Below are 22231 nucleotides of genomic sequence, written 5' to 3' on the forward strand. Positions count from 1 at the left end.
GCGAAGTTGTATCCCGATTAATCGCGCAATTGATAAAGCCATCAAAGGATTACAGGAGGCGTTTCATTTAACACAAAGCCCTCAATCGTCCTTTCGATGAATACAAATAAAAAAATGGTTGTTTCCACTTACGCTTGGAAACAACCAAATGAGAATAAAAAAGGGGGTTAAGCTATACGTTTTAGTATATCCCTTCATTATTGCAGTGAAGTTACAAGAAAATTAAAACCACATATCAAATACGCCTTGGCGTATTTGCGTCCAGATTTTATCGAGCTTAGGCCAACAAGATGTTGGTCACTCAGACGTTGCCACAGGACGTGGCGTTCTTAGTCTGAGTTCATTAATTTCAGTCTTAACTCCCAAGTATTATTAAACTTTGCAGTCAGTTTACCACTAAAAGGACTACTGAATGAAGTTAAATTAAGATTGGCTAATTTTCTCTTTTAATTCTTCTACATAATGTTGTGCAGATTGAGCAGCAATACTTCCGTCACCAGTTGCAGTTACAATTTGACGAAGCATTTTATCGCGAACGTCACCAGCTGCGAAAATACCTTTTACAGATGTCTCCATTTTATCATTTGTTACAATATAACCTTGTTCATTTAAAATCCCAAGGTTTTGGAATGGAGCTGTTAACGGAATCATACCGATGTAAATGAAAACGCCATCCGCTTGAACTTCTTGTTCCGTTCCATCAACTGTATTTACAAGAGTAACGCTACCTACTTTACCGTCTTTTTCGTTAATTTCTTTTACTGTATTATTCCAAATAAAATCAACCTTTTCATTTGCAAAAGCACGATCTTGAAGAATCTTTTGTGCACGTAATTGATCACGACGATGAACAATTGTTACCTTGTCAGCAAAACGTGTTAAGTACACGCCTTCTTCAACTGCAGAGTCTCCTCCACCAACAACAATTAAATTCTTTTGTTTAAAGAATGCGCCATCACATACTGCACAATAACTTACGCCACGTCCACCAAGCTCTTTTTCGCCTGGGATACCCATTTTTTTATACTCTGCACCACTTGTAATAATAATGGAACGAGTTTTATATTCTTTTGAGCCTGCTTTAATAATTTTGTAATCTTCGCCATTGATGATTTCTGAAACATCACCATAAGCATATTCTGCACCGAATTTTTTCGCATGTTCAAACATCTTTGTTGAAAGTTCAGGTCCTAAAATTGTATCAAAACCAGGGTAGTTTTCTACTTCTTCTGTATTTGCCATTTGTCCACCTGGAATCCCACGCTCAATCATAATTGTTGATAGGTTAGCACGAGACGCATAAACTGCAGCTGTCATTCCAGCAGGACCTGCTCCGATAATCACTACATCATAAATTTTTTCTTCAGACATGAAAACTTCCTCCTATAAATATATTACAAACTTCGCCATTTTTTATTTTGAATTCTTTCTATATTTATCGTATGTCAAAGATGGTCGAACTTCAAATAGTTTGCCTACTTATCAAAAGGTAAATAGCCAATAAGGTTGTCCACGTACTTAGTCAATGTTGAAACGGACACGCCGTAACGCTCTGCATAAAACTTTTTCGTCACTTTTTTGCTATTAATCGTAGAGTAGAACATAAATTCAACTGCCCCAGCCAAAGCGTTCACATTTTTAAATGTATAGTTTTCTTTTAATGCTCTTTCACATAGTACAAACCACATTTGATACAAATACTGAGTTTCTAACGTAACATTTCCGCTTTTTTCGTATAATTTTTCAGCCACTTCCATTGCACGAGCAAAGTGCTTTTCTAACTGGTTATTACGATTAAACTGATGATTCAGTGCATAAGCTAAACATAATTTTTCAATGCCACTGTATTTTGTGAGATCGATTAATTTAGGATGTGCAATGATTTCTTGTTTAAAAGCTGATTTGCTTAATAAGAAAAAGCCAAACATTCGGTGTGCACTATATTGACTATTTATTTTTTCGATTATTACTTCTCGATTATGTTCGATGGAATCTTCATCTGTTTTATCCGGCACATTTAACCAAGGTTCAAAGCCTTCTTTTGAAGGGTCCATCCCAACTAAGATTTTCCAAGTATTTTTAGCAACGTCCTCGTGCCCAGCGAAATATGCTGATTGGGCTAACCAAAAGTAAAATGCTGTGTCCCCACTATAGCCGCGTTTATCCATACTACGCAGCCATTTATACGCTAAGTGGTATTCTCCGACTAATGCTAATGTTGCACCAAGCTTGTAGCGATTTTCCCAATCAAAGGGATTTACCTTTTTCAATATTTCAAGAAGGGAATTCAATTCAGATTCGTTTTTCTCAAAATAAGCAATCACTGCCAAATTGCAGATCGCATGTAAGTTCCCATGATTTTCTCTTAAAACATGGTTTAACAGTGCTTTGGCTTGTTCGATCTCTCCTACATAAAAGTATGCTAGCGATAAATTATTGTAAGCAGGCCAAAGATCTGGAAATTCCTCTACCAATTGTTCTAAAACTTCAATTGCTTCATAAAATTGACCCTTCTCCATTAAGCGACGTGCTTTTTCTTGGCCAATTAGTTTACCAGAGTCTTCTTCAGTAAGTTCCTCATCGTCGTACACATCAAATTCAAGGTATTCTAAAATTTCCGCAGCTTCCTCAATGTACATGCCATCTGGTTCCATTTGTAAATACTTTTCAGCGTATTTCTTAGCATCTTGAACCATCCCCATATAACCTGAAATTTCTGCTAAAAAGAATACCGTCTCTGAATCGTTCGGATCTAAACTATATGCAGTATGAATCAATTCATATGCTTGTTCAAAATTTTGCGCTTCCATTTCTAGTATCCCGAATTGCATTAATACATGTGCATCATCTGGACTTAATTCTGCTGCGCGTTTCATATATTTATAAGCTTTTTCCATTTGGTCTCGTTCTAAAGCTTTTAGCGCTTTATTAAAATAATAATCACCATTTGGAATAAACGATACGATGTTGTTCTCTTTTTCTTTCTGACGTTTATTTTCCAAGATAAATCCTCCGAAACATGAAAATAAGGAACGTAACCGTAAAACCGTTCCGTTCCTCAATCAAAATTATATTTATTATAACATAATTTAATTAATCAGCATATGTAAAGTGAAAAGCTCCAATTCCCCTCGCCAGCAAAATGATGGCCTTTGATGTGGAGTAATTGGAGCTAAACCTTATTATTTCGTACTTGCTCGTTTTTCTTCGTGTCGTGTTTTTAGAACTTCAAGGACATCATAAACACTAATTTTTTGCTCTTGAAGTAAAACTAATAGGTGATAAATTAAATCAGCTGCTTCCCATTTCACTTCATCTGCATCGCGGTTTTTCGCACCAATTACAACTTCTGTTGCTTCTTCACCGACTTTTTTACAGATTTTATCGATCCCTTTTTCGAATAAATATGTAGTATAAGCCCCTTCAGGCATATCAATTTCACGTTGGCGGATGATGTCAACTAATTGTGGAATGATGTCTACAGAACCAACTTTATCGTTTTGAACAACAGATTCAGTAAAACAAGAAGTTGTACCGTTATGACATGCTGGTCCCGCAGGTAATACTTCAACAACTAATGCATCTTGATCGCAATCGGCTTTAATAGAGACCACTTTTTGCGTATTACCGCTTGTCTCACCTTTATGCCAAAGTTCTTCGCGAGAACGAGAGTAAAACCATGTTTCACCCGTTTCAATTGTTTTTTGAAGTGATTCCTCATTCATATATGCAACCGTTAATACTTCTTTCGATTGTGCATCTTGTACTACTGCAGTAATAAGACCTTTTTCATCGAATTTTAAACCTTCAATCATCTGACACATACTCCTTTGTTGCGCAGGTAAGCTTTTACTTCTGCTACGCTTGTTTCTTTATAGTGGAAAATTGATGCTGCAAGTGCTGCATCCGCATCGACATTTTGTAACACTTCAGCAAAGTGTTCTGCATTTCCTGCTCCACCGCTTGCGATTACTGGAACTGTTACTGCATCTCGAACAGCTTTTGTTAGTCCTAAGTCAAACCCGGATTTTTCACCATCTTGGTTCATACTTGTAAGTAAGATTTCACCAGCACCTAAACGAACAGCTTCTTTTGCCCATTCAACAGCTTGCCACTCCGTTTTATTACGGCCACCATGTGTATATACCATCCATGTACCGTCTTCTTCACTATATCTCGCATCGATCGCTACGACAATACATTGTGCCCCAAAATAATCAGAGCCTTCTTTAATTAGTTCCGGTCTTTCTAGTGCCGATGTATTCACTGATACTTTATCAGCACCAGCTCGTAGAATTCGTTTCATATCATCTAACGTTCGAATTCCACCACCAACTGTAAAAGGGATTGCAAGAGCTGAAGCCGTTTTTCTTACAACATCAACCATTGTTTCTCGTCCTTCATGAGAAGCAGAAATATCTAGAAATACAAGTTCATCTGCACCTTGTTCATCATAGAATTTCGCTAATTCAACTGGATCTCCAGCATCACGAAGTTCAACAAATTGTATTCCCTTTACAACACGACCTTCTTTTACGTCCAAACAAGGAATGATTCGCTTCGTTAACATGTTTGCACCCCCACACCGTTTAACCATTGTTCTAGTAAAAATACGCCAAACTCGCCAGATTTTTCAGGGTGGAACTGCATTCCCGTCACTGATCCAGATTGTACAATTCCAGGAACATTCATATCATAGTAATCCGCACTTGCCACAAGCTGTTCAGGATCAATATTAGCCGCGTAGAATGAGTGAACAAAATATACGTGACGGCTTTCTGGGAATTCTTTGCCTTCTAGCCAGTTAGGTGTAGAACTAAATTCTAACGTATTCCATCCCATATGTGGTACACGATATGCTACGCCTTCAGAAGTTTCTCCAGAAAATCTACTAATTTTCCCTTTAAAGAAACCAAATCCTTTGGTTGGGGCAACTTCTTCACCTTCTTCAAACAGTAGTTGCATCCCTAAACAAATTCCAAGTAGCGGTTTATTTGAATCTTTTACTTTTCGAATATACACATCTAAGTTTGTTTCCGATAAACGTTTCATTGCATCAGGAAACGCGCCAACACCCGGTAAGATAATAGCATCTGCTGAATCTAACTCCGTTTCATCAGAAGAAACGATCACTTCACAATTTAAACGTTTTAGTGCTTGTTCCACACTAAATAAATTCCCCATACCGTAATCAATTACACCTATTTTCACGTTAACAATCCTTTCGTTGACGGTACTCCTTTAACACGAGGATCAATTTGTACCGCATCATCAATTGCTCTTGCTAAAGCTTTAAATATTGCTTCGATAATATGGTGTGTGTTATGACCATATGGCACAATAACATGGACATTCATACGTGCTTCTAATGCAAACTTCCATAGAAACTCATGAACAAGCTCTGTATCAAAAGTACCTACCTTTGCATTTAATTGTGGTTCTACACGGTACTCTAAATGTGGACGGTTTGAGCAATCAACTACAACTTGCGCTAATGCATCATCCATTGGCACAAATGCATTTCCGTAACGTTTAATTCCTTTTTTATCGCCTAATGCTTCTCGTACTACTTGTCCTAATACGATCCCAATGTCTTCAGTTGTATGATGGTCATCGATGTGTGTATCCCCATCCGCAAAAATCTTTCCATCAAATAAACCATGTTTAACGAATAAATCTAGCATATGGTCCATAAAAGGAACACCCGTATTAATTTCCGCTTGTCCTTGACCGTCTAAATCTAATTCTACGCTAATTTTTGTTTCGTTTGTATTACGTGCAATTTTAGCATAACGCCTTTTTTGTTCAGTCATGTTCATTCTTCTCCTTTAGTCCATCCGCGTGATTCAACTGCACGTGCATGGCCTTCTAAGCCTTCCATACGTGCTAGACGTGCAATTTTAGGTGCATTTTGCTCCCAAGTTTTTTCGCTATAATATACAACACTTGTTCTTTTGATAAAATCATCTACATTTAATCCACTAGCAAATCGAGCTGTACTATTTGTTGGTAATACGTGGTTTGTTCCAGCAAAATAATCTCCAACTGGCTCTGAACTGTAACGTCCTAAGAAAATCGCCCCAGCATGCTGAACTTGTAGGGAATCTTCTTCTGCATTTTTAGTTACGATTTCTAAATGTTCAGGTGCAAGTGAGTTAACTGCTTCAATCGCTTGCGTCATAGTTTCAGCTATATAAATTTGTCCAAAGTTCTCAATTGCTTTACGGGCAATTGCTTCTCGTGGAAGTTGTGATAATTGACTCTCAACTTGTTGTGAAACTTCTTCTGCCAGTTTTTCACTTGTCGTAATTAATACCGCACATGCTAATGCATCGTGTTCAGCTTGTGATAAAAGATCCGCTGCTACTTCATCCGCATAGGCTGTTTCGTCTGCTAATACACATATTTCACTTGGGCCAGCGATCATATCAATTGCCACTTCACCAAAGACTTCTCTTTTTGCTAGGGCTACGAAGATATTTCCTGGACCTGTAATTTTATCAACTGGAAGAATTGTTTCTGTTCCATAGGCTAAAGCACCAATTGCTTGTGCTCCACCCACTTTATAAATTTCAGTAATGCCAAGAATCGCAGCACTTACTAGTACAGCAGCTGGTAATTTTCCGTCCTTGCCTGCTGGTGAAGTAATAATGATTCGTTTAACCCCTGCAACTTGTGCAGGTATTACATTCATTAATACTGAAGATGGATAGGCTGCTGAACCACCTGGCACATAAAGTCCAACCGCATCAAGTGGTGTAATACGTTGAGCTAACCAAGAACCATCTGCTAAAGGCAATTGATATCCTTCGCGTTTTTGTTGTTCATGGTAATAACGAATATTATCCGCTGCTTCTTCTAAATCTTTTTTCAATTGAGGGTCGAAACTATTTACGGCTTCCTCAATTTCTTGCTCTGTTACACGGAAATTATCGATTTTTACCCCGTCCCACATTTCTGTGTACTTTCGAAGGGCATCATCACCATGTTCACGTACATCCTGTAATACATTTCTTACAGTGCGAAGTTGTTCTTCGTTGCCACTTTCAAGTTGTCGTTTTAAAGAAATCGTGTTAGTTAATTTCGTAATATTCACATGTTGCCCTTCTCTCTAATTGACTAGTTTTTTCAAACGCGAAACTAAATCCTGAATACGTTCGCTCTTCATTCGATAGCTTACAGGGTTTGCAATTAAGCGTGAAGATACATCTGTAATATGCTCGTATTCAACTAGACCATTCTCTTTTAATGTTCTACCAGTTGAAACAATATCAACAATACGATCAGCTAATCCAATCATTGGCGCAAGTTCAATTGATCCGTTTAATTCGATAATTTCAACTTGTTCGCCCATTTCTTTATAATAACTCATTGCAATGTTTGGATATTTTGTTGCAATTCTTGGTGCAATTTCATTCATTTGTGTATTAGGTAGACCTGCGGATGCAATATAGCATTTACTAATTTTTAAATCTAGAAGTTCATGTACATTGCGATTCAGTTCTAACAATGTATCTTTTCCAGCAATCCCAATATCAGCAACCCCATGTTCAACATAAACAGGTACATCCGTTGGTTTTGCTAATATAAAACGAATTTTTTCTTCTGGAATTTCAATCATTAGTTTACGAGACATCTCAACTTCTTCTGGCAAATTAAAACCAGCATCAATCAGCATTTGATAGGCTTCTTCAAATATTCGTCCCTTTGGCATGGCAATCGTTAATTCATTCATTGCTTAAATCCTCCTGGCTGACATAAACAGTTCTATTAAAGTTTAGTGCAAATGCTTTTTCATCGGCAATTCCATCTTTGGATTGTAGAGTAACAAGGCTTCCTTGTTGACGTAATTCATTTGCAAGTTGAAGTGCTTTCGTAAACAGTTCTGCTTCAAAGATTACGGCAACTGTTTCTTCTTCAACCTCAAATTTTGGTAATACTTCTAAAAGTCGATCGACACGAATACCGAAGCCCGTTGCACCTACTTCACTTCCAAAATGATTTAGTAAACCATCATAACGACCACCATTACCAATTGCGAAGCCACTACCTTCAGCAAACAGTTCAAATAACATACCTGTGTAATAGTTCATATGACTTGAAAGTGTAAAATCGAATGAAACATATTGCGATAGATTAGCAGTTTCAATTAGATTTGCAAGCTGTTGCATGTATACAAGTGCATCATTTTTTCTCACATATTTCTCAATATCTTCGATTGCTTTAATATTCGTTGCTTCATTAATAAATTGTAGTAAAGCATCTGATTTTGTTTTAGGTAAGTCAAATGACTCGACCGCTTCTTCAAATCCAACATAATTTCGTTCAACTAATAAAGTTCGTAATTTATGTTCTTGCTCTTTATGATCTGTATAATCACTTAAAATACAATTTAATAACCCTGCATGGCCAATCGTAATCTTAAATGAATCAATACCATAACTTTGCATTAACTGGATTGCTGTAACAATAACTTCTGCATCAGCAAAGACACTTTTATCTCCTATAATTTCAATACCCATTTGCTCGAATTCTGCTGGTCTTCCACCTTCAGTTTGTTGAGCACGGAAAACACTTGCAAAGTAAGCTAATCTTAGAGGTATTTTTTCTTTTAATAATTTTGAAGTTGCAACTCGTGTAATAGGAGTTGTCATATCCGGACGTAGAACAAGTGTGTTCCCTTGACTATCTACAAGTTTAAATAAAGAAGCGTCATAGATCGCAGATGCCTTACCAACTGTATCGTAATATTCAAGGGATGGAGTTTTAATAAAATCAAACCCATGACCACGTAAAAAATTGCGACCTGTTTGTCGTACGGCTTCTACTTTTTCATATATTGCTGGTAATGTATCACGCATTCCTAATGGTTTTTCAAACATTTTAATTGACGACATATGTTTACACATCCTACCATTTTTACTTTAGTACACTAGAGTGTTAGTTAACTAGAGAAGTAATTTGTTAAAGTAATTTTACAAAACTATCCTGCACTAGTCAATGACTTTATTCATATTGTTTACCCATTGTTTAAATAGTAGTCTAGATATAAAAAGGGGCCGCCATACTAACCATGGATCGACCCTCTTTTCATAAGCTTTACCTATTCTTGTTCTTTTCCGCAAGTTGTTCTGCTGTATATATGATCCGCATCGGATTCCCTCCAGCCATACATCCTGCCGGGACATCACGATGGACCAGTGTAGCTGCCGAAACAATCGCTCCATCGCCAATTTCTACACCTGGTAATATGGTTGTATTCGCACCAACCATCACATTGCTTCCTATTATGACATCACCCAAGCGATACTCTTCTATTAAGTATTCATGTGCCAAGATGGTTGTATTAAATCCGATGATTGTATTGTCACCGATTGTAATACGTTCCGGAAACATCGTATCAGGCATAACCATTAAAGCGAGTGAAGTTTCCTTGCCAATTTTCATTTTAAGAAACGTGCGATAAATCCAGTTTTTTAATCTCATTGAGGGTGTTACTCGACCAATTTGTATAAAGATAAAACATTTTACAACCTTCCAAAATGGCACAGTGTCATAAACATTCCATAATGAATTGGGTCCTTGAACTTTATACGCTTTTGTTCTCCTCATCAGATCATGGCTCCTTAACGATTGCAAATAAGTCAGTCATATGGTGCAACATATAATCTGGGTTAAATTGTTTTAAGAAATCTTCACCTTTAAGTGACCAGGCGACACCTGCCGTTCGAACTCCAGCATTTTTTCCGCCTTCTATATCATGAGAATTATCACCAATCATGATGGCCTCATCTTTTTGTAACCCAAGCTTTTCTAATGCAAATAAAATAGGCTCTGGATGGGGTTTAACATGTTGGACATCATCCGAACCAACTACTAATTCGAATAAATGAGTAGCCCCCATAACATTTAACCCACGCTCAATCATATCTCTTGTTTTAGTAGAAACAATTGCTAGTCGGATTCCCTCATTTTTTAGTTGTTCTAGTGTTGTTATAACTCCGTCGAATTCTGTTACCAATTCGTCATGATGTTCTCTATTCCATAAGCGATAATTCGCAATCATTTCATCAATTTCGTTTGGCGCAATTTGTTCAAAGGTTTCTTTTAATGACGGACCAATAAATTTTATGCAATCTTGTGGCGAATATTGCCCAGGAAATTTGTCTTCTAAAACATGCATAAATGTACGGATTATTAGATCATTTGTGTCTAATAATGTTCCATCGAAGTCGAATAATAATGCCTTAATCATACTTGGGTAACCTCATTTCTTACAGCTTTTAATTCTGCTTTTTTCCACCAATAAGATACTGCAATCGTTAGAACCAAAGCCGTAACTAAACGAATAAGCAGCAATGGCAAAATTGGTATGCCAAGTGGTGCAAATATCAATGTATCCTCAATTACTGCGTGACAAGCGACTAAGAATATGAAAACCAACGTTGCATCTTTTTTACTTACTCCATCCTCTTCTACTGCTTGAATCATGAGGCCAGCACCAAAGGCTAACCCAACAACCAAACCAGAAACTAGCGTCATCGAAGCATTCGGTTGTATTCCTAATAACTTTGTAACAGGCGTAAATTTTTGTGAGAATTTCTCTAAATAGTGAAGATCTCTTAAAAACTGAACAATGACCATTAACGGAATAACAATTAATGCTAGTTGCAACACGCCTAGACTAGCTTTTTCCAGTCCTAATAAAAAAATCTCTCCCCAACCATTGGGGTCTACACTTTGATCTTGAACTAAACCATATTTAGCGACTTCTTCTCCACCATGCCAAAAGAATCGAATGACAAGTGCAGAAAGGAAAGCAAGACCAAGACGAATCACAAGGACAATCCATAATTTCACTCCAACTCGAAGTGCAACCCCAGTTTCAATAAATAAGTTATGGGAAAAGGATAACATCATCGCTAAAATAAAAACCTCTTTTACAGTTAGTTCTAGCGATAAGATCCCTGCAATACCTGCATATAGATTTAAAACATTTCCCAATACTAATGGAATGGCCGCTTCCCCTGGAAGACCCAATACCTTCATTAATGGTTCAATGACATTAATAACCCACGGTAACACCGGAGTAAATTGCAAAAGCGTCACAATTAATGTAATTGGAAAAATGACCTTACTTAATGTCCAAGTGGTTTTGACCCCCGCTAATAACCCCTTTTTTAATGAAGACATATTCTTTTCTCCTTTTACTTATCTTTATCTAAATATCGGACTACAGGGCGCACTTTCAGCCTACGATAAACAATTGCCACAATGGCGATCACAATCGCTAAAATAGATACAACCTGTGCTGAACGTAATTCCCCAATTAAATAAAGACTATCCGTTCTCATTCCTTCAATAAAGAATCGTCCAATTGAATACCAAATCATATAGGAGAAGAATATTTCACCTCGATGTAAATTTACTTTTCGAAGTGATAGAAGAAGAATAAGCCCAACTAAATTCCATAAAGATTCATATAAAAACGTTGGGTGAACATAGGTGCCTAGTTCTTCAATAAACATTTGTTCAATAATCCAATTTGGCAGCATTAAATTTTCTAAAAATTCCCTAGAAACAGGACCACCAAATGCCTCTTGGTTCATAAAGTTGCCCCAGCGACCAATGATTTGCCCTATTAATATACTAGGAGCTGCTATATCTGCTACCTTTAAAAAGCTAACTCCTTTTTTATGCGAAAAGATAAACGCTGTAATCACGGCACCAATTAATGCACCATGAATAGCGATTCCGCCGTTCCAAATTTGAATTATCTTCCCGGGATTTGCTCCGTAAAACTCCCATTTCATCGCAACATAATAAATTCGTGCAGAAATGATCGAAATTGGTATTGCCCATATTAATAAGTCAGCAAAAAAGTCTTCTGCTAGCCCTCGTTTTCTTGCTTCGGTTTGAGCCACAAAATACGCTAGTACGATGCCACTGGCAATTAGTATCCCATACCAACGTACTTCGATTGGCCCGATACTAATAGCAATTGGGTCAATGGCAAGTAAAATATTATTCATTTATTAACTCCTCTCAAGAACACTTCAACTCTTAGGTCTTATTTTAGTAATCGTCCATCTCATCATGTAAGGAAACCATTTCATCGAGTCGACGAGAAAATTCCTGCGCTGCATTAACCCCTAGTTTTTTCAAACGGTAATTCATAGCCGCCACTTCAATAATTACAGAAACGTTTCGACCTGGTCGAACAGGAATCGTCAGTTTCGTAATGTCAGTATCAATAATTTTCATTTTTTCTTCATCTAATCCAAGACGATCATATGTTTTTTCTGGATCCCATGTTTCTAATTCGATATTTAAAGTAATTCTTTTATATGGACGTACAGCACTTGCTCCGAATAGCGTTATAATATCGATAATGCCAATTCCTCGAATTTCAAGCAAATGCTCTAGTAAGGGTGGTGGACTTCCAATCAATAGATTTTCTGCTTCTTGACGAATTTCTACACAATCATCGGCTACAAGTCGATGTCCTTTTTTAATCAACTCTAAGGCTGTCTCACTTTTCCCTACGCCACTTTTCCCAGTTATAAGTACACCGATTCCATAAACATCCACTAATACTCCATGCACGGCTGTTTGTGGAGCAAGTTTACTTTCCAGGAAATTTGTAAGTCTACTGGAAAACCTCGTTGTTTTCATTGGTGTTAATAATACTGGTACATGATTTTGATTGGATGCATCAATAAGTTCCTGCGGTGCCTCCATATTATGTGAAACGACGATTGCAGGCGTATCTTCTGAACAAAGCTTTAACATCCTTTCAATCTTCACATCTTGTGGTAACATTTCAAAAAAAGATAATTCTGTTTTACCAATTAATTGAACTCGATTTGCAGGGTAATGTGTAAAATATCCCGCCATCTCAAGTCCTGGGCGTGAAATATCACTTGTTGTAATGTAACGGCCAATCCCCTCCTCGCCGCTAATTACAGCTAAATTAAACTTTTCCACAACATCTCTTGTCGATACTTGAATCATAAAGTAAAACTCCTTTACTTTCTCCTTGACATATAATAACTATTTTAGCATGTAACATAGCAATTGAAATGTAATTAGCGTCTAAATGTAAAAAAAGTGGGCGTTTTGCATATAATGGGTACTCTTTAAAGGGTTTCAAAACAAGGAGTTTCAATGGAAGGAATGGGCTGGCTGTGGGAATTTTAGTTTTGTTTGAGGGATCAATGATTTCTGGGAAACTCGAGGAACATAGAGAATCATAAAGTACGAGTGAATATTCCTATTTGGTAATCGTGGTGCTTTAGGTTTGATAATAACGGAAACAGTTTCGCTTAAATTAGAGGAAACTTATTTTGGGGTTAAAATAAAGGAACCTTTTTCGCTTATTTCATCAAAATCTTTAAATTTTACCTTATTTAGAGCAGTTAATGGAAATTTTTTCCCTTATTTCAGAATTCTTAGTCTCCACTTAATACAATAACGGAAAAATTTTCCCTTATATTGTTAAAAACCTATATTTTCCCTTTAAATAAAGGAACCTTTTTCCCTTATTTCATTCAAAATCCTTAAAATTCATCTTATTTTGAGCAGTTAACGGAAATTTTTTCCCTTATTTAGGCCTCCTAAGCCTCCGTTTATTACATTAACGGAAAAAACTTCCCTTAAACCGCACTCTGCACTCCACTAAAAAAAGCATGGAAATCCTCATTGATTCCCATGCACATAATCAAAAAAACTGTGGCATCAATTATTATATGCCACAGTTCAAGGTTATTATTTTTGTGTTGCTAACCAAGCAGCAGCAGCTTCTGCCTCTTCACCTTTAAGAATTCCAGGAGGCATACCACCTTGGCCGTTATTGATTACATTTAAAATTTCTTCTTCTGAAAGACGTGAACCAACATCAGCAATTTTTGGTGCTCCACCCATACCTTCTAAGTTCCCACCATGGCAAGTAGTACAGTTTTGTTGTACGAGTGCTTCACCATCAGCAGAAGCAGTTTCTTCAGTAGTTGTACCTTCGTCAGTTCCAGTGTCTGTATCGTTCGTACCTTCATCATTACCGCCACATGCAGCTAAGAAAAGAGCAGAGCCGAATACTAGTGCTAACCATGATTTTTTCATTATAATTTCCCTCCAAGAAAATATATTAAAATCACTACCCTCGACTAATTACGTCGTGATTTAAATAACAATTTAAGATCATGAATTGTCCGAGGGTTTACTTTATTCAGTTGGCGATTTAACAACACCACTGAAAAAAGTACCCATTCTAAAATGGGTTTTATTGCAGAATAAAGATAATTTAGTAATACCTTCCTAATTATAACAAACTTACACCCGTTTGAAACCTTCGCCCAATACTTCATAGGCATCAGAAACGATTACAAATGCAGCTGGATCAACGATTTTGATGACTTGTTTCAACTTTGTGAATTCGGTTTGGTATACAACTACCATTAACATGATTCGCTGTTCCCCTGTGTAACCACCAAAGGCAGGCATTTTTGTTACCCCACGATTGATTTCTGAATAAATCGCTTGGCGCATCTCTTCTGGCTTTTCGGTAATGATGTATACCATTTTTGATTGACTAAAACCAAGTTGAACAATATCAATCGTTTTTGTTGTGACAAATAAAGCAATTAATGCATATAAACCTTTTTCCACATCAAAAACGATAGCTGCACTTAAAACAACGAATCCATCAATCAGGAGAACGCTCGTCCCTAATGAAAGACCGGTGTACTTTGTTATAATTTGTGCTAATAAATCGGTGCCACCAGTTGAAGCATTCCCTTTAAACACGATTCCAATACCTAAGCCAACAACAATTCCGCCAAAAAGTGAACCTAGTAAGGGATTGGACGTTAATGGAGCTAAATCTTCAGTAAGAATTACGAACAATGGTAGTGCCAGTGTACCAACAAGCGATTTGATACCGAATTTTTTTCCTAAAGTCAAAACGCCCGCAATGAACAGTGGAATATTAAATGCATACTGCACTAGCCCTGCATTCCATCCAAAAAGGCCATATAAAATAGTACTAATCCCACTTACTCCACCCGAAGCTATTTGGTTAGGGAACAAAAATCCATTAAATGCAAGCGCTACAATGAATGCTCCGAGTAATACATAAATGTATTCTGAAATATTATGATTCGTTGAAAGTAATAATTTATTCTTATTATTTTTTCTCAATATTTTCTCCACCTGGAATATGATTTTTAGACTTGTATGCCACTAAGATGCTTTTGAATAAATTGCGCAAAAGTTTGGGCAAAAGTGTTTTGTAGTCAAACCGTCTATGTAGATTTTTCTCATTCATCTCATTCATTTAATTAACAAAATAGCAGAACAATGCCACGAGTCCTAGTAAATACTATGTATTATAAAAAGTCCTTGAATGAAGATAAAATTCACAAGATTATAACAGAAGGAGAAAACTTAATTTCAGAAAGAACTTTCCGCCCAAATTGTAGCCTCTCGGTATATATTTTCTATGTTTTCATATGTAAGATTTAACTCTTTTGCAAGTAATTCAATTTCGGAACAATTTAATTTACCTAAAGCAATACTAAATCGTAAATACGGTGTCATCTCTGTCTGATCATGGTTTATTGTTTTCTTCACATGCTCAGATAATGGGAGCCTTTGTAGAATTTTTTCAATTGGTCTCTCTAACAGCGTATCAATTAACGACAGTATACCCACAAGGAAATATTCTGGGGAATTATGCTTTGATTTCAATAGTGCAACACTTTCACACACTTTTGCCCTAAACAGTGAAGTATATAAAACCTCTTTAAACACATCCGTGTCAGGCTGTGTTTTCCCTTCACGCATTGCTAATAAGTAAATCGACTTTCGTAAATTGGATAACCCAATTAACATAATTGCCTGTTTTATTGAACTAATTCTAGGTTTTGAAGAACTAATAGCATTATTAGCTTTTTTCAATATATTGTAGGATAACGAAACATCATGCTCAATATACTCAGTTAATAAGGGAATATTAGGTTCCTGTTCTTTTAGCAACTCCAAAATTTTGAAGTAATGCAAAGTATTGACTGGTATATCTGTAGAAGCTAATATTTGAGGTTGTTCAAAGAAATAACCTTGAAATAATGTATAGCCTGATTCTTTTGCTACCTCAAATTGTTGCCTTGTTTCAACTTTTTCTGCAAGAAGCTGAATATGTGAAAATAGTTTTACTCTTTCTTCAATTTTCAACCTTTCTTCCCATGTTGAATTTAAAAAATCAACCTTTATGTAATCCGTGTAAGAAAAAAGCTCATTAAAAAATTGATTTTGTTCATCTAGAAGAAAATCATCTAGTGCTATTTTAAATCCCTGCTTTTTTAGTTCTTTCAATCGTTCTACTAATTTCATATTAACAGGAACAGTTTCCAATACTTCAATGACAATTTTTGAGGAATCTAAATAGTCAAATACTGAACTATAAAGTAAGTTTTCCGTAAAATTTATAAATCCAGGTAAGCCCTTTGTAACTTCTTCCATTCCAATAGACAAAAATGAATTAATGAGTACGTCTACAGTTGCTGCATCCGAGTCATTGTGCAGATAGGCATTTTTTGAAAATCCATTACGATATAAAAGCTCGTACGCAAATAATTCCTCATGTTTATTGAAAATAGGCTGCCTACCGATAAAAACTTCCACAAAAAAACCCTCTCTTTCTTGTAAATATAATTACTGTAAATGAATGTTAAATTTATAGGCATTTTATTATAACTCATAATAATACATTTTTCGCTATTCTAACTATTATTCTACTACATAAAACAATAAGAGAGTATAAAAGGAGGGTTAGGATGGGAATAGTGAGATTAGATAAAAAGGATCATATTACCTACATCACGCTAAATCGAACAGATGTATTAAATGCTTTAAACTATGAATTACTGTTAGAATTACAAACAATTATTGAAACCATTCACCTTGATTCATCTGTCCGCGTTGTTGTCATAACAGGAGCTGGAGATAAAGCCTTTTCAGTGGGGGCTGATTTAAAAGAAAGAAAATCATTACCTAATGAATTTGTTATTCGTAATCTAAATAAATTTAATGAAGTTTTTTCGTCAATTGAACAATTACCACAACCAACAATTTGTGCACTGAATGGTTACGCTTTTGGTGGGGGTCTTGAATTAGCATTGGCATGTGATTTCCGATTTGCAGCAGACCATATTACTATTGGGTTGACGGAAACAAGCCTTGGCATCATCCCTGGTGCTGGTGGTACACAACGATTACCGAGAATTATTGGTGAAACAAAAGCACTCGAACTTATTTTAACAGCTAAACGTATATCGGCTTTAGAGGCAATGGAATACGGATTGCTAACAAAAATTGTCCCTGCAGAACAACTATTAGAAGAGGTTAATCTCTTCGCTCAATCTATATTGCAAAATGCACCCATTGCTATTAATCAAGCTAAATTCGCAGTAAAACAAGGAATGAAGGTTGATATACAAACAGGTTTACAAATTGAACGTAAAGCCTACGAACTAACAATTCCAACCAAAGATCGCATTGAGGCACTTCAAGCATTTGCAGAAAAAAGGAAGCCAAATTTTAAAGGGAAATAAAGCTTCTGGAAAGATAGAAAAAACACCATTCACATGTGTGTGAATGGTGCTTACTTATACTTTTTTCTTCGAACGGAATGCGCCAATAATGGCCGGTAATACTGAAATAAATATGATAATCAAGATTACGGTTGAGAAGTTTTCTTTAATAACAGGGATATTCCCAAAGAAGTAGCCAGCTAGGGTACAAATAAGCACCCATAATGCACCGCCAAGAGCGTTATAAACTAAAAAATACGAATAATTCATTTTACTTGCTCCGGCTACAAACGGGATAAATGTACGAATAAATGGCATGAATCGTGCAAAGACGATTGTTTTCCCACCATGTTTATTAAAGAATCTTTGTGCTGCATCCATTTTTTCTTGGTTGATGATACGACCTAAAAATGAATTCGATGAAATCGTTAAACCTACCTTTTTCCCGATATGGTAGTTTAACGTATCTCCTAGTACAGCTGCTAAAAAGAATACTATGATTAATGTAACTAAATTGAAGGCATCCATAGCTGCTAGTGCACCGCTAGCAAATAATAAGGAATCCCCCGGTAAAAATGGCATAATCACGACTCCAGTTTCTACAAACACAATTGAGAAAATAATTCCGTATGACCATATTCCGAAATCTTGAATAATCTCAACTAAATGTTCATCAATATGTAGAATAAAGTCAATTAGACCCTGTATAAATGACATAATACTTCTCTCTTTCAATATGAATTTATTTTGCTTCTGTTCTAATGAAGTTGAAAAAATGAAACAGTTCATTCAGCGAATGCGCTAGCACCTATATTAAGAAGCATTTTTCATTATAATCTCTAAATCCTCTTTTAACCATACCTAATAATGAATATGCATTAGCATCATATCATCCCCGCAGGCTAAAGATATTTTTCAAACCAACTGACGATTTGACGTAACCGTTCGATCCGAAGATTCGGTGTCCCTGTTCGTGATAAGTTATGATTATTTTCAGGGAAGCGCACAAAGCTTATCTCTTTCTTCATCGTTTTAAGAGTCATAAATAGTTGCTCTGCTTGTTCAATTGGACATCTGAAATCCTTTTCGCTATGCAAGATTAATAAAGGCGTTTCTATATTCTTAGCATATTTCAGTGGTGAGTGATCCCATAATTTCTCTGGGTTCCTCATATCAGTGCCAAGTTGCCAATCTGTAAAATAATACCCTATATCTGAAACGCCGAAGAAACTAATCCAGTTGGATATACTTCTTTGTGTGACCGCTGCTTTAAATCGGTTTGTATGACCAACAATCCAGTTCGTCATAAACCCACCATAGCTACCGCCTGTTACTCCTAGTCGACTCTCATCAATCCAGCTATTTTCTTGAATTGCAAAATCTAGCCCAGATATGATGTCCTCATAATCGCCACCGCCATAGTCTCCGCGCACCGCGTTCACAAAGGTCTGACTATATCCATGGCTACCACGAGGATTCACATATAACACACCATATCCCTGTGCTGCTAACAGTTGTAACTCATGGAAAAACGTGTTCGAATACATTGTATGTGGGCCACCATGTATTTCAACAATTAAGGGATATTTTTTTCCCTCTTCCAAACGAATAGGCTTCATCATCCATCCATGTACATCTACTCCATCACCACTCTTATAACTAATTGGTGCGGGAGTTGCTAATTCAACTTCATTAAGAAATGCATCATGAAAATGAGTTAAATTTTTCCGATTCCCCGTTGTAATTTCGTAATGATACAATTCTCCAGGAGAAGTGGGATTCGAAACACAAACTAAAGCAAATAAGCCACCTTTTGAAACATCATAGTCATAAATGTGCTCTTCTTCAGGAGATGCTGGATATATGGCTCCATCTAATGTTCCGTAATAAAGTCGAACATCTCCCATTGAGGATAATCGAAAATAGTAATCGTTCGTTTCAGTCCAACAAATAGATGGTGCGTTCACCCCCTGTTGGATATCAGCAACAGCATAATCACCCACCGGAGAATCAATGCCTTCAGTTAAGTTCTGAGTTATATTAGTTAATGTATCAAATATATATAAACTAGCTTGTGTTGCGTTTTTATAGGAATCGTCACTACCCACATAAGCTACATAACGATTGTCTGGCGAAAACCTTGCACCACCAAAGTATCCATCCTGATTTACAATAACCATTTCTTCCTTAGTTTCAACATCAACTAAGTAAATTGGCTCGCTAAAGTTAAAATCTTAATTTTCTTCTCGATTTACTCCAATTATTAGCTTCTTACCATCAGAAGAAATGTCCATAATTTTGTGTGAATAGTTCCCTCGCGAAAATTGAGTAACCGACTGATCTCTTAATGAAATCATTGCAATTTGTGAGTAAACACCTTGTTTAACTAATCCTTCTCCACCAATTCCGTCCATTTTGTATTTCATTTGGTCAACAATATATGGTTTGGGAGGGTTCTTTTGCTCTTTATTGTTCTTTTCGAAAAAATCAGCGTCTTCTGTTATTTGACTAGTAATCCAAATTTCCCCCCCACAAGGAGACCATAAAAATGATTCTACTTCTGATTCGAAAGTTGTTATTTTTTTTGGTTCCCCACCATCTTTATTCATTAAATATAACCGGTTCTTTTCATCACGGTTGGAGATAAAGGCAACTTGGTTTCCGTCTGGAGACCATTGTGGATTTACGATTTTCTCTTTCCCAAATGTCCATTGTAAGACTTTTCCCGTTGAAAGCTCTATATGAAATAAATGAGAATAATACTTGTTATCTTCCTGATCCATTTGTGTTCTTATAAATATTGCTGATTCTCCGTCTGGTGAAATTCTTGGATTAGTAATCGATTGAATTTTATATAAATCTTCTGCATTTAATAGCCTTTTTGAAGTCACAAAATCACCCTTTTCTTCATATTTCGAATCGCGTATTTTATAGTTTAACATTCTTACATTTTCTGTCAATTCTCTCTTGGATATTAAAAAAAACTCTTTCCACCATGAAATTAGTGAAAAGAGTTTTAATGATCTGGAATTACTAACTCTCGTATACTGTATACTTTAATTAGTTTTCTCCATTTCTTTCAACTCACGTTTTAAGATCTTGCCTGTTGAGTTTTTTGGAATACGATCAATAAACTCAATTACTTCAGGTATTTTATATTTTGCTAAACTTTTAGCACAAAATTGTTGTAGTTCACAAATAGTAGAAGTGTTCTCTTTTAATGTAACGTATGCATAAACAGTTTCACCAAAATCCGGGTCTGGAATTCCCACTACTGCTGACTCTAAAACATTGGGATGAGAATATAGTACTTCCTCTACTTCACGAGGGTAAACATTGTATCCACCCACAATAATTAAATCTTTTTTCCGATCAACAATGTAAAAATAATCATCTTCATCTTTTCTTGCTAAATCACCGGTATAAAGCCATCCTTCACGAATTGCATTACTAGTTTCTTCAGGTAACTTATAATACCCTTTCATTACATTCGGTCCACGAACAACAAGCTCTCCTACTTCTCCTATTGGTACTTCGTTTCCTTGGTCATCTACTACTCTATTTTCGACATTAGGAATTGACATACCAATTGAACCTGGTTTCCGTTCCCGATTTAACGGGTTAAAACATGTTACTGGTGCTGCTTCAGATAATCCATAACCTTCAGAAACTTTTATGTTAAATCTCTCTTCAAAACTATGAAGCACTGAAATCGGTAAAGGTGCCCCACCTGATATAGCTAAACGCAGATATGAAAAATTCTCGGGATTCCCTTTTTTAAATTGACAAAGGAAATTCAACATGGTCGGCACTCCTGCAAAAACGGTAGCCTTTTGAGTTTCAGCTAATTCGTAAATTTCACTTGGACTAAATCTTGGCGCAATCAGAATATTAGCTCCTTTTAATAATGGCGCATTGGCCACTACGGTTAACCCAAAGACATGAAACAATGGTAATGTTGCAATAACCCTGTCCTCTGAACTCATTAAAAAGTGATTGGACACGTCCCGCGCATTAGAATATAAATTTTTGTGTGACAGCATTGCGCCCTTTGGATACCCTGTTGTACCCGAAGTATATAAAATAACTGCAGTATCTTCATGATCAATTTCAACACAATCAAATAAAGTAGTAATAGAATCTAATTCTTTATTAAATAATTTTACTTTTTCCTTTACTGACTCTGAAAGAATTGATACTTTTTCTTCTATTTTATTGGATGATTCGCAAATAAGATAACTTTCTACTTGAGGAAAGGCATGGATTCCTTTCTCAATCGTCTTTAAAAATGATTCTTCCGCAATAATTGCTTTAACGTCCCCATTGTTCACAATGTAAGTTATTTCATCCATTGTATAAATAGGGTTAATAGGTATAACTGTTACACCAGCCCTCATTGCAGCATAAAGTGAAATTAAAAATTCCGGTCTATTCCCAAGTAGTAAAGCAATATGTTCCCCTTTTTGTATATTCAAATGTCTAATAACAGAAGCAAATTGTCCGACAGCTTGTTCAAATTCACCATAGGTAATATCTTTCCCTTTATAATGAAAGGCAATACGATTTGGCTGTTCAAGCGCACGTTGTCGTACTTGTTCAACTAAATTCAAAAAACATACAGCCCCCTTCTAAGCCATAACCAAATT

The 22231-nt window shown here is 36.2% G+C and carries 22 protein-coding genes; 1 reads left to right on the top strand and 21 read right to left on the bottom strand.

Going from position 1 to position 22231, the window contains the following annotated elements:
• Positions 1–423: 423 nt before the first annotated feature.
• From trxB to JOD29_RS09485, 17 genes are all read right to left on the bottom strand, one after another.
• On the bottom strand, positions 424–1371 hold the full coding sequence (trxB, locus tag JOD29_RS09405) for a thioredoxin-disulfide reductase (RefSeq protein ID WP_124764361.1): 948 nt from the start codon (positions 1369–1371) through the stop codon (positions 424–426).
• Positions 1372–1475: 104 nt separating this feature from the next.
• A complete protein-coding gene (locus JOD29_RS09410) occupies positions 1476–3002 on the bottom strand; it encodes a tetratricopeptide repeat protein (RefSeq protein ID WP_124764362.1) in 1527 nt (508 codons plus the stop codon).
• 180 nt (positions 3003–3182) lie between these two features.
• Entirely contained in the window at positions 3183–3815 is a 633-nt protein-coding gene (gene hisIE / locus JOD29_RS09415; RefSeq protein WP_124764363.1) for a bifunctional phosphoribosyl-AMP cyclohydrolase/phosphoribosyl-ATP diphosphatase HisIE, read from the bottom strand.
• Positions 3812–4570 (bottom strand): imidazole glycerol phosphate synthase subunit HisF, encoded by a 759-nt coding sequence (hisF, locus tag JOD29_RS09420; RefSeq protein ID WP_124764364.1) that lies wholly within the window; start codon positions 4568–4570, stop codon positions 3812–3814. The genes hisIE and hisF overlap by 4 nt, the downstream gene beginning before the upstream one ends.
• Entirely contained in the window at positions 4564–5211 is a 648-nt protein-coding gene (gene hisH, locus JOD29_RS09425) for an imidazole glycerol phosphate synthase subunit HisH (RefSeq protein WP_124764365.1), read from the bottom strand. Before hisH ends, hisF begins: the two co-directional genes overlap by 7 nt.
• On the bottom strand, positions 5208–5813 hold the full coding sequence (hisB, locus tag JOD29_RS09430; protein ID WP_124764366.1) for an imidazoleglycerol-phosphate dehydratase HisB: 606 nt from the start codon (positions 5811–5813) through the stop codon (positions 5208–5210). Before hisB ends, hisH begins: the two co-directional genes overlap by 4 nt.
• A 2-nt stretch (positions 5814–5815) precedes the next feature.
• Entirely contained in the window at positions 5816–7096 is a 1281-nt protein-coding gene (gene hisD, locus JOD29_RS09435; protein ID WP_124764367.1) for a histidinol dehydrogenase, read from the bottom strand.
• Positions 7097–7111: 15 nt separating this feature from the next.
• Positions 7112–7735 carry an ATP phosphoribosyltransferase gene (gene hisG, locus JOD29_RS09440; RefSeq protein ID WP_124764368.1) on the bottom strand — a complete coding sequence of 208 codons (624 nt, stop codon included), beginning with the start codon at positions 7733–7735 and terminating at the stop codon, positions 7112–7114.
• Positions 7728–8897 carry an ATP phosphoribosyltransferase regulatory subunit gene (locus tag JOD29_RS09445; RefSeq protein WP_124764369.1) on the bottom strand — a complete coding sequence of 390 codons (1170 nt, stop codon included), beginning with the start codon at positions 8895–8897 and terminating at the stop codon, positions 7728–7730. Before JOD29_RS09445 ends, hisG begins: the two co-directional genes overlap by 8 nt.
• Positions 8898–9099: 202 nt before the next feature.
• Positions 9100–9612 (bottom strand): acyltransferase, encoded by a 513-nt coding sequence (locus JOD29_RS09450; protein WP_124764370.1) that lies wholly within the window; start codon positions 9610–9612, stop codon positions 9100–9102.
• A gap of 4 nt (positions 9613–9616) precedes the next feature.
• Positions 9617–10255 carry a pyrophosphatase PpaX gene (ppaX, locus tag JOD29_RS09455; RefSeq protein WP_124764371.1) on the bottom strand — a complete coding sequence of 213 codons (639 nt, stop codon included), beginning with the start codon at positions 10253–10255 and terminating at the stop codon, positions 9617–9619.
• Positions 10252–11193, bottom strand: a complete 942-nt coding sequence (locus tag JOD29_RS09460) for a nucleoside recognition domain-containing protein (protein ID WP_124764372.1) — start codon at positions 11191–11193, stop codon at positions 10252–10254. Before JOD29_RS09460 ends, ppaX begins: the two co-directional genes overlap by 4 nt.
• A gap of 14 nt (positions 11194–11207) precedes the next feature.
• The gene (gene lgt / locus JOD29_RS09465; RefSeq protein WP_124764373.1) at positions 11208–12032 is read right to left on the bottom strand and encodes a prolipoprotein diacylglyceryl transferase; all 825 of its coding nucleotides are present in this window, start codon (positions 12030–12032) and stop codon (positions 11208–11210) included.
• Between the two features lie 43 nt (positions 12033–12075).
• Positions 12076–13014 carry an HPr(Ser) kinase/phosphatase gene (gene hprK / locus JOD29_RS09470; protein ID WP_124764374.1) on the bottom strand — a complete coding sequence of 313 codons (939 nt, stop codon included), beginning with the start codon at positions 13012–13014 and terminating at the stop codon, positions 12076–12078.
• Positions 13015–13767: 753 nt separating this feature from the next.
• Positions 13768–14118: a cytochrome c551 gene (cccB, locus tag JOD29_RS09475; RefSeq protein WP_124764375.1), complete on the bottom strand. Its 351-nt coding sequence runs from the start codon at positions 14116–14118 to the stop codon at positions 13768–13770.
• 210 nt (positions 14119–14328) lie between these two features.
• Positions 14329–15195: a YitT family protein gene (locus JOD29_RS09480; protein WP_124764376.1), complete on the bottom strand. Its 867-nt coding sequence runs from the start codon at positions 15193–15195 to the stop codon at positions 14329–14331.
• Between the two features lie 252 nt (positions 15196–15447).
• Positions 15448–16677, bottom strand: coding sequence for an EAL and HDOD domain-containing protein (locus tag JOD29_RS09485; protein WP_124764377.1), 1230 nt, complete (start codon positions 16675–16677; stop codon positions 15448–15450).
• Positions 16678–16829: 152 nt separating this feature from the next.
• Here JOD29_RS09485 and JOD29_RS09490 point away from each other — a divergent pair, with 152 nt between their 5' ends.
• Positions 16830–17606, top strand: a complete 777-nt coding sequence (locus JOD29_RS09490; RefSeq protein WP_124764378.1) for an enoyl-CoA hydratase-related protein — start codon at positions 16830–16832, stop codon at positions 17604–17606.
• A gap of 54 nt (positions 17607–17660) precedes the next feature.
• Here JOD29_RS09490 and JOD29_RS09495 read toward each other — a convergent pair whose 3' ends face one another.
• The 4 genes from JOD29_RS09495 to JOD29_RS09505 form a co-directional block, all read right to left on the bottom strand.
• Positions 17661–18302 carry a DedA family protein gene (locus JOD29_RS09495; protein WP_124764379.1) on the bottom strand — a complete coding sequence of 214 codons (642 nt, stop codon included), beginning with the start codon at positions 18300–18302 and terminating at the stop codon, positions 17661–17663.
• A 185-nt stretch (positions 18303–18487) separates the two neighbouring features.
• Entirely contained in the window at positions 18488–19765 is a 1278-nt protein-coding gene (locus tag JOD29_RS20735) for a S9 family peptidase (RefSeq protein ID WP_338088300.1), read from the bottom strand.
• A 54-nt stretch (positions 19766–19819) separates the two neighbouring features.
• Positions 19820–20545, bottom strand: a complete 726-nt coding sequence (locus tag JOD29_RS20740) for a TolB family protein (protein WP_338088301.1) — start codon at positions 20543–20545, stop codon at positions 19820–19822.
• A 96-nt stretch (positions 20546–20641) separates the two neighbouring features.
• Entirely contained in the window at positions 20642–22195 is a 1554-nt protein-coding gene (locus tag JOD29_RS09505) for a long-chain-fatty-acid--CoA ligase (RefSeq protein ID WP_124764380.1), read from the bottom strand.
• Positions 22196–22231 lie beyond the last annotated feature (36 nt).

The sequence above is a fragment of the Lysinibacillus composti genome (genome assembly GCF_016908465.1).
GTDB classification, from domain to species: Bacteria; Bacillota; Bacilli; order Bacillales_A; family Planococcaceae; genus Ureibacillus; species Ureibacillus composti_A.

Coding starts and splice junctions, on each gene's coding strand:
- trxB (WP_124764361.1), bottom strand. CDS start 1,371: ATGTCTGAAGAAAAAATTTATGATGTAGTGATTATCGGAGCAGGTCCT.
- hisIE (WP_124764363.1), bottom strand. CDS start 3,815: ATGATTGAAGGTTTAAAATTCGATGAAAAAGGTCTTATTACTGCAGTA.
- hisF (WP_124764364.1), bottom strand. CDS start 4,570: ATGTTAACGAAGCGAATCATTCCTTGTTTGGACGTAAAAGAAGGTCGT.
- hisB (WP_124764366.1), bottom strand. CDS start 5,813: ATGACTGAACAAAAAAGGCGTTATGCTAAAATTGCACGTAATACAAAC.
- hisG (WP_124764368.1), bottom strand. CDS start 7,735: ATGAATGAATTAACGATTGCCATGCCAAAGGGACGAATATTTGAAGAA.
- JOD29_RS09445 (WP_124764369.1), bottom strand. CDS start 8,897: ATGTCGTCAATTAAAATGTTTGAAAAACCATTAGGAATGCGTGATACA.
- JOD29_RS09450 (WP_124764370.1), bottom strand. CDS start 9,612: ATGAGGAGAACAAAAGCGTATAAAGTTCAAGGACCCAATTCATTATGG.
- ppaX (WP_124764371.1), bottom strand. CDS start 10,255: ATGATTAAGGCATTATTATTCGACTTCGATGGAACATTATTAGACACA.
- JOD29_RS09460 (WP_124764372.1), bottom strand. CDS start 11,193: ATGTCTTCATTAAAAAAGGGGTTATTAGCGGGGGTCAAAACCACTTGG.
- lgt (WP_124764373.1), bottom strand. CDS start 12,032: ATGAATAATATTTTACTTGCCATTGACCCAATTGCTATTAGTATCGGG.
- hprK (WP_124764374.1), bottom strand. CDS start 13,014: ATGATTCAAGTATCGACAAGAGATGTTGTGGAAAAGTTTAATTTAGCT.
- cccB (WP_124764375.1), bottom strand. CDS start 14,118: ATGAAAAAATCATGGTTAGCACTAGTATTCGGCTCTGCTCTTTTCTTA.
- JOD29_RS09490 (WP_124764378.1), top strand. CDS start 16,830: ATGGGAATAGTGAGATTAGATAAAAAGGATCATATTACCTACATCACG.
- JOD29_RS09495 (WP_124764379.1), bottom strand. CDS start 18,302: ATGTCATTTATACAGGGTCTAATTGACTTTATTCTACATATTGATGAA.
- JOD29_RS20735 (WP_338088300.1), bottom strand. CDS start 19,765: ATGGTTATTGTAAATCAGGATGGATACTTTGGTGGTGCAAGGTTTTCG.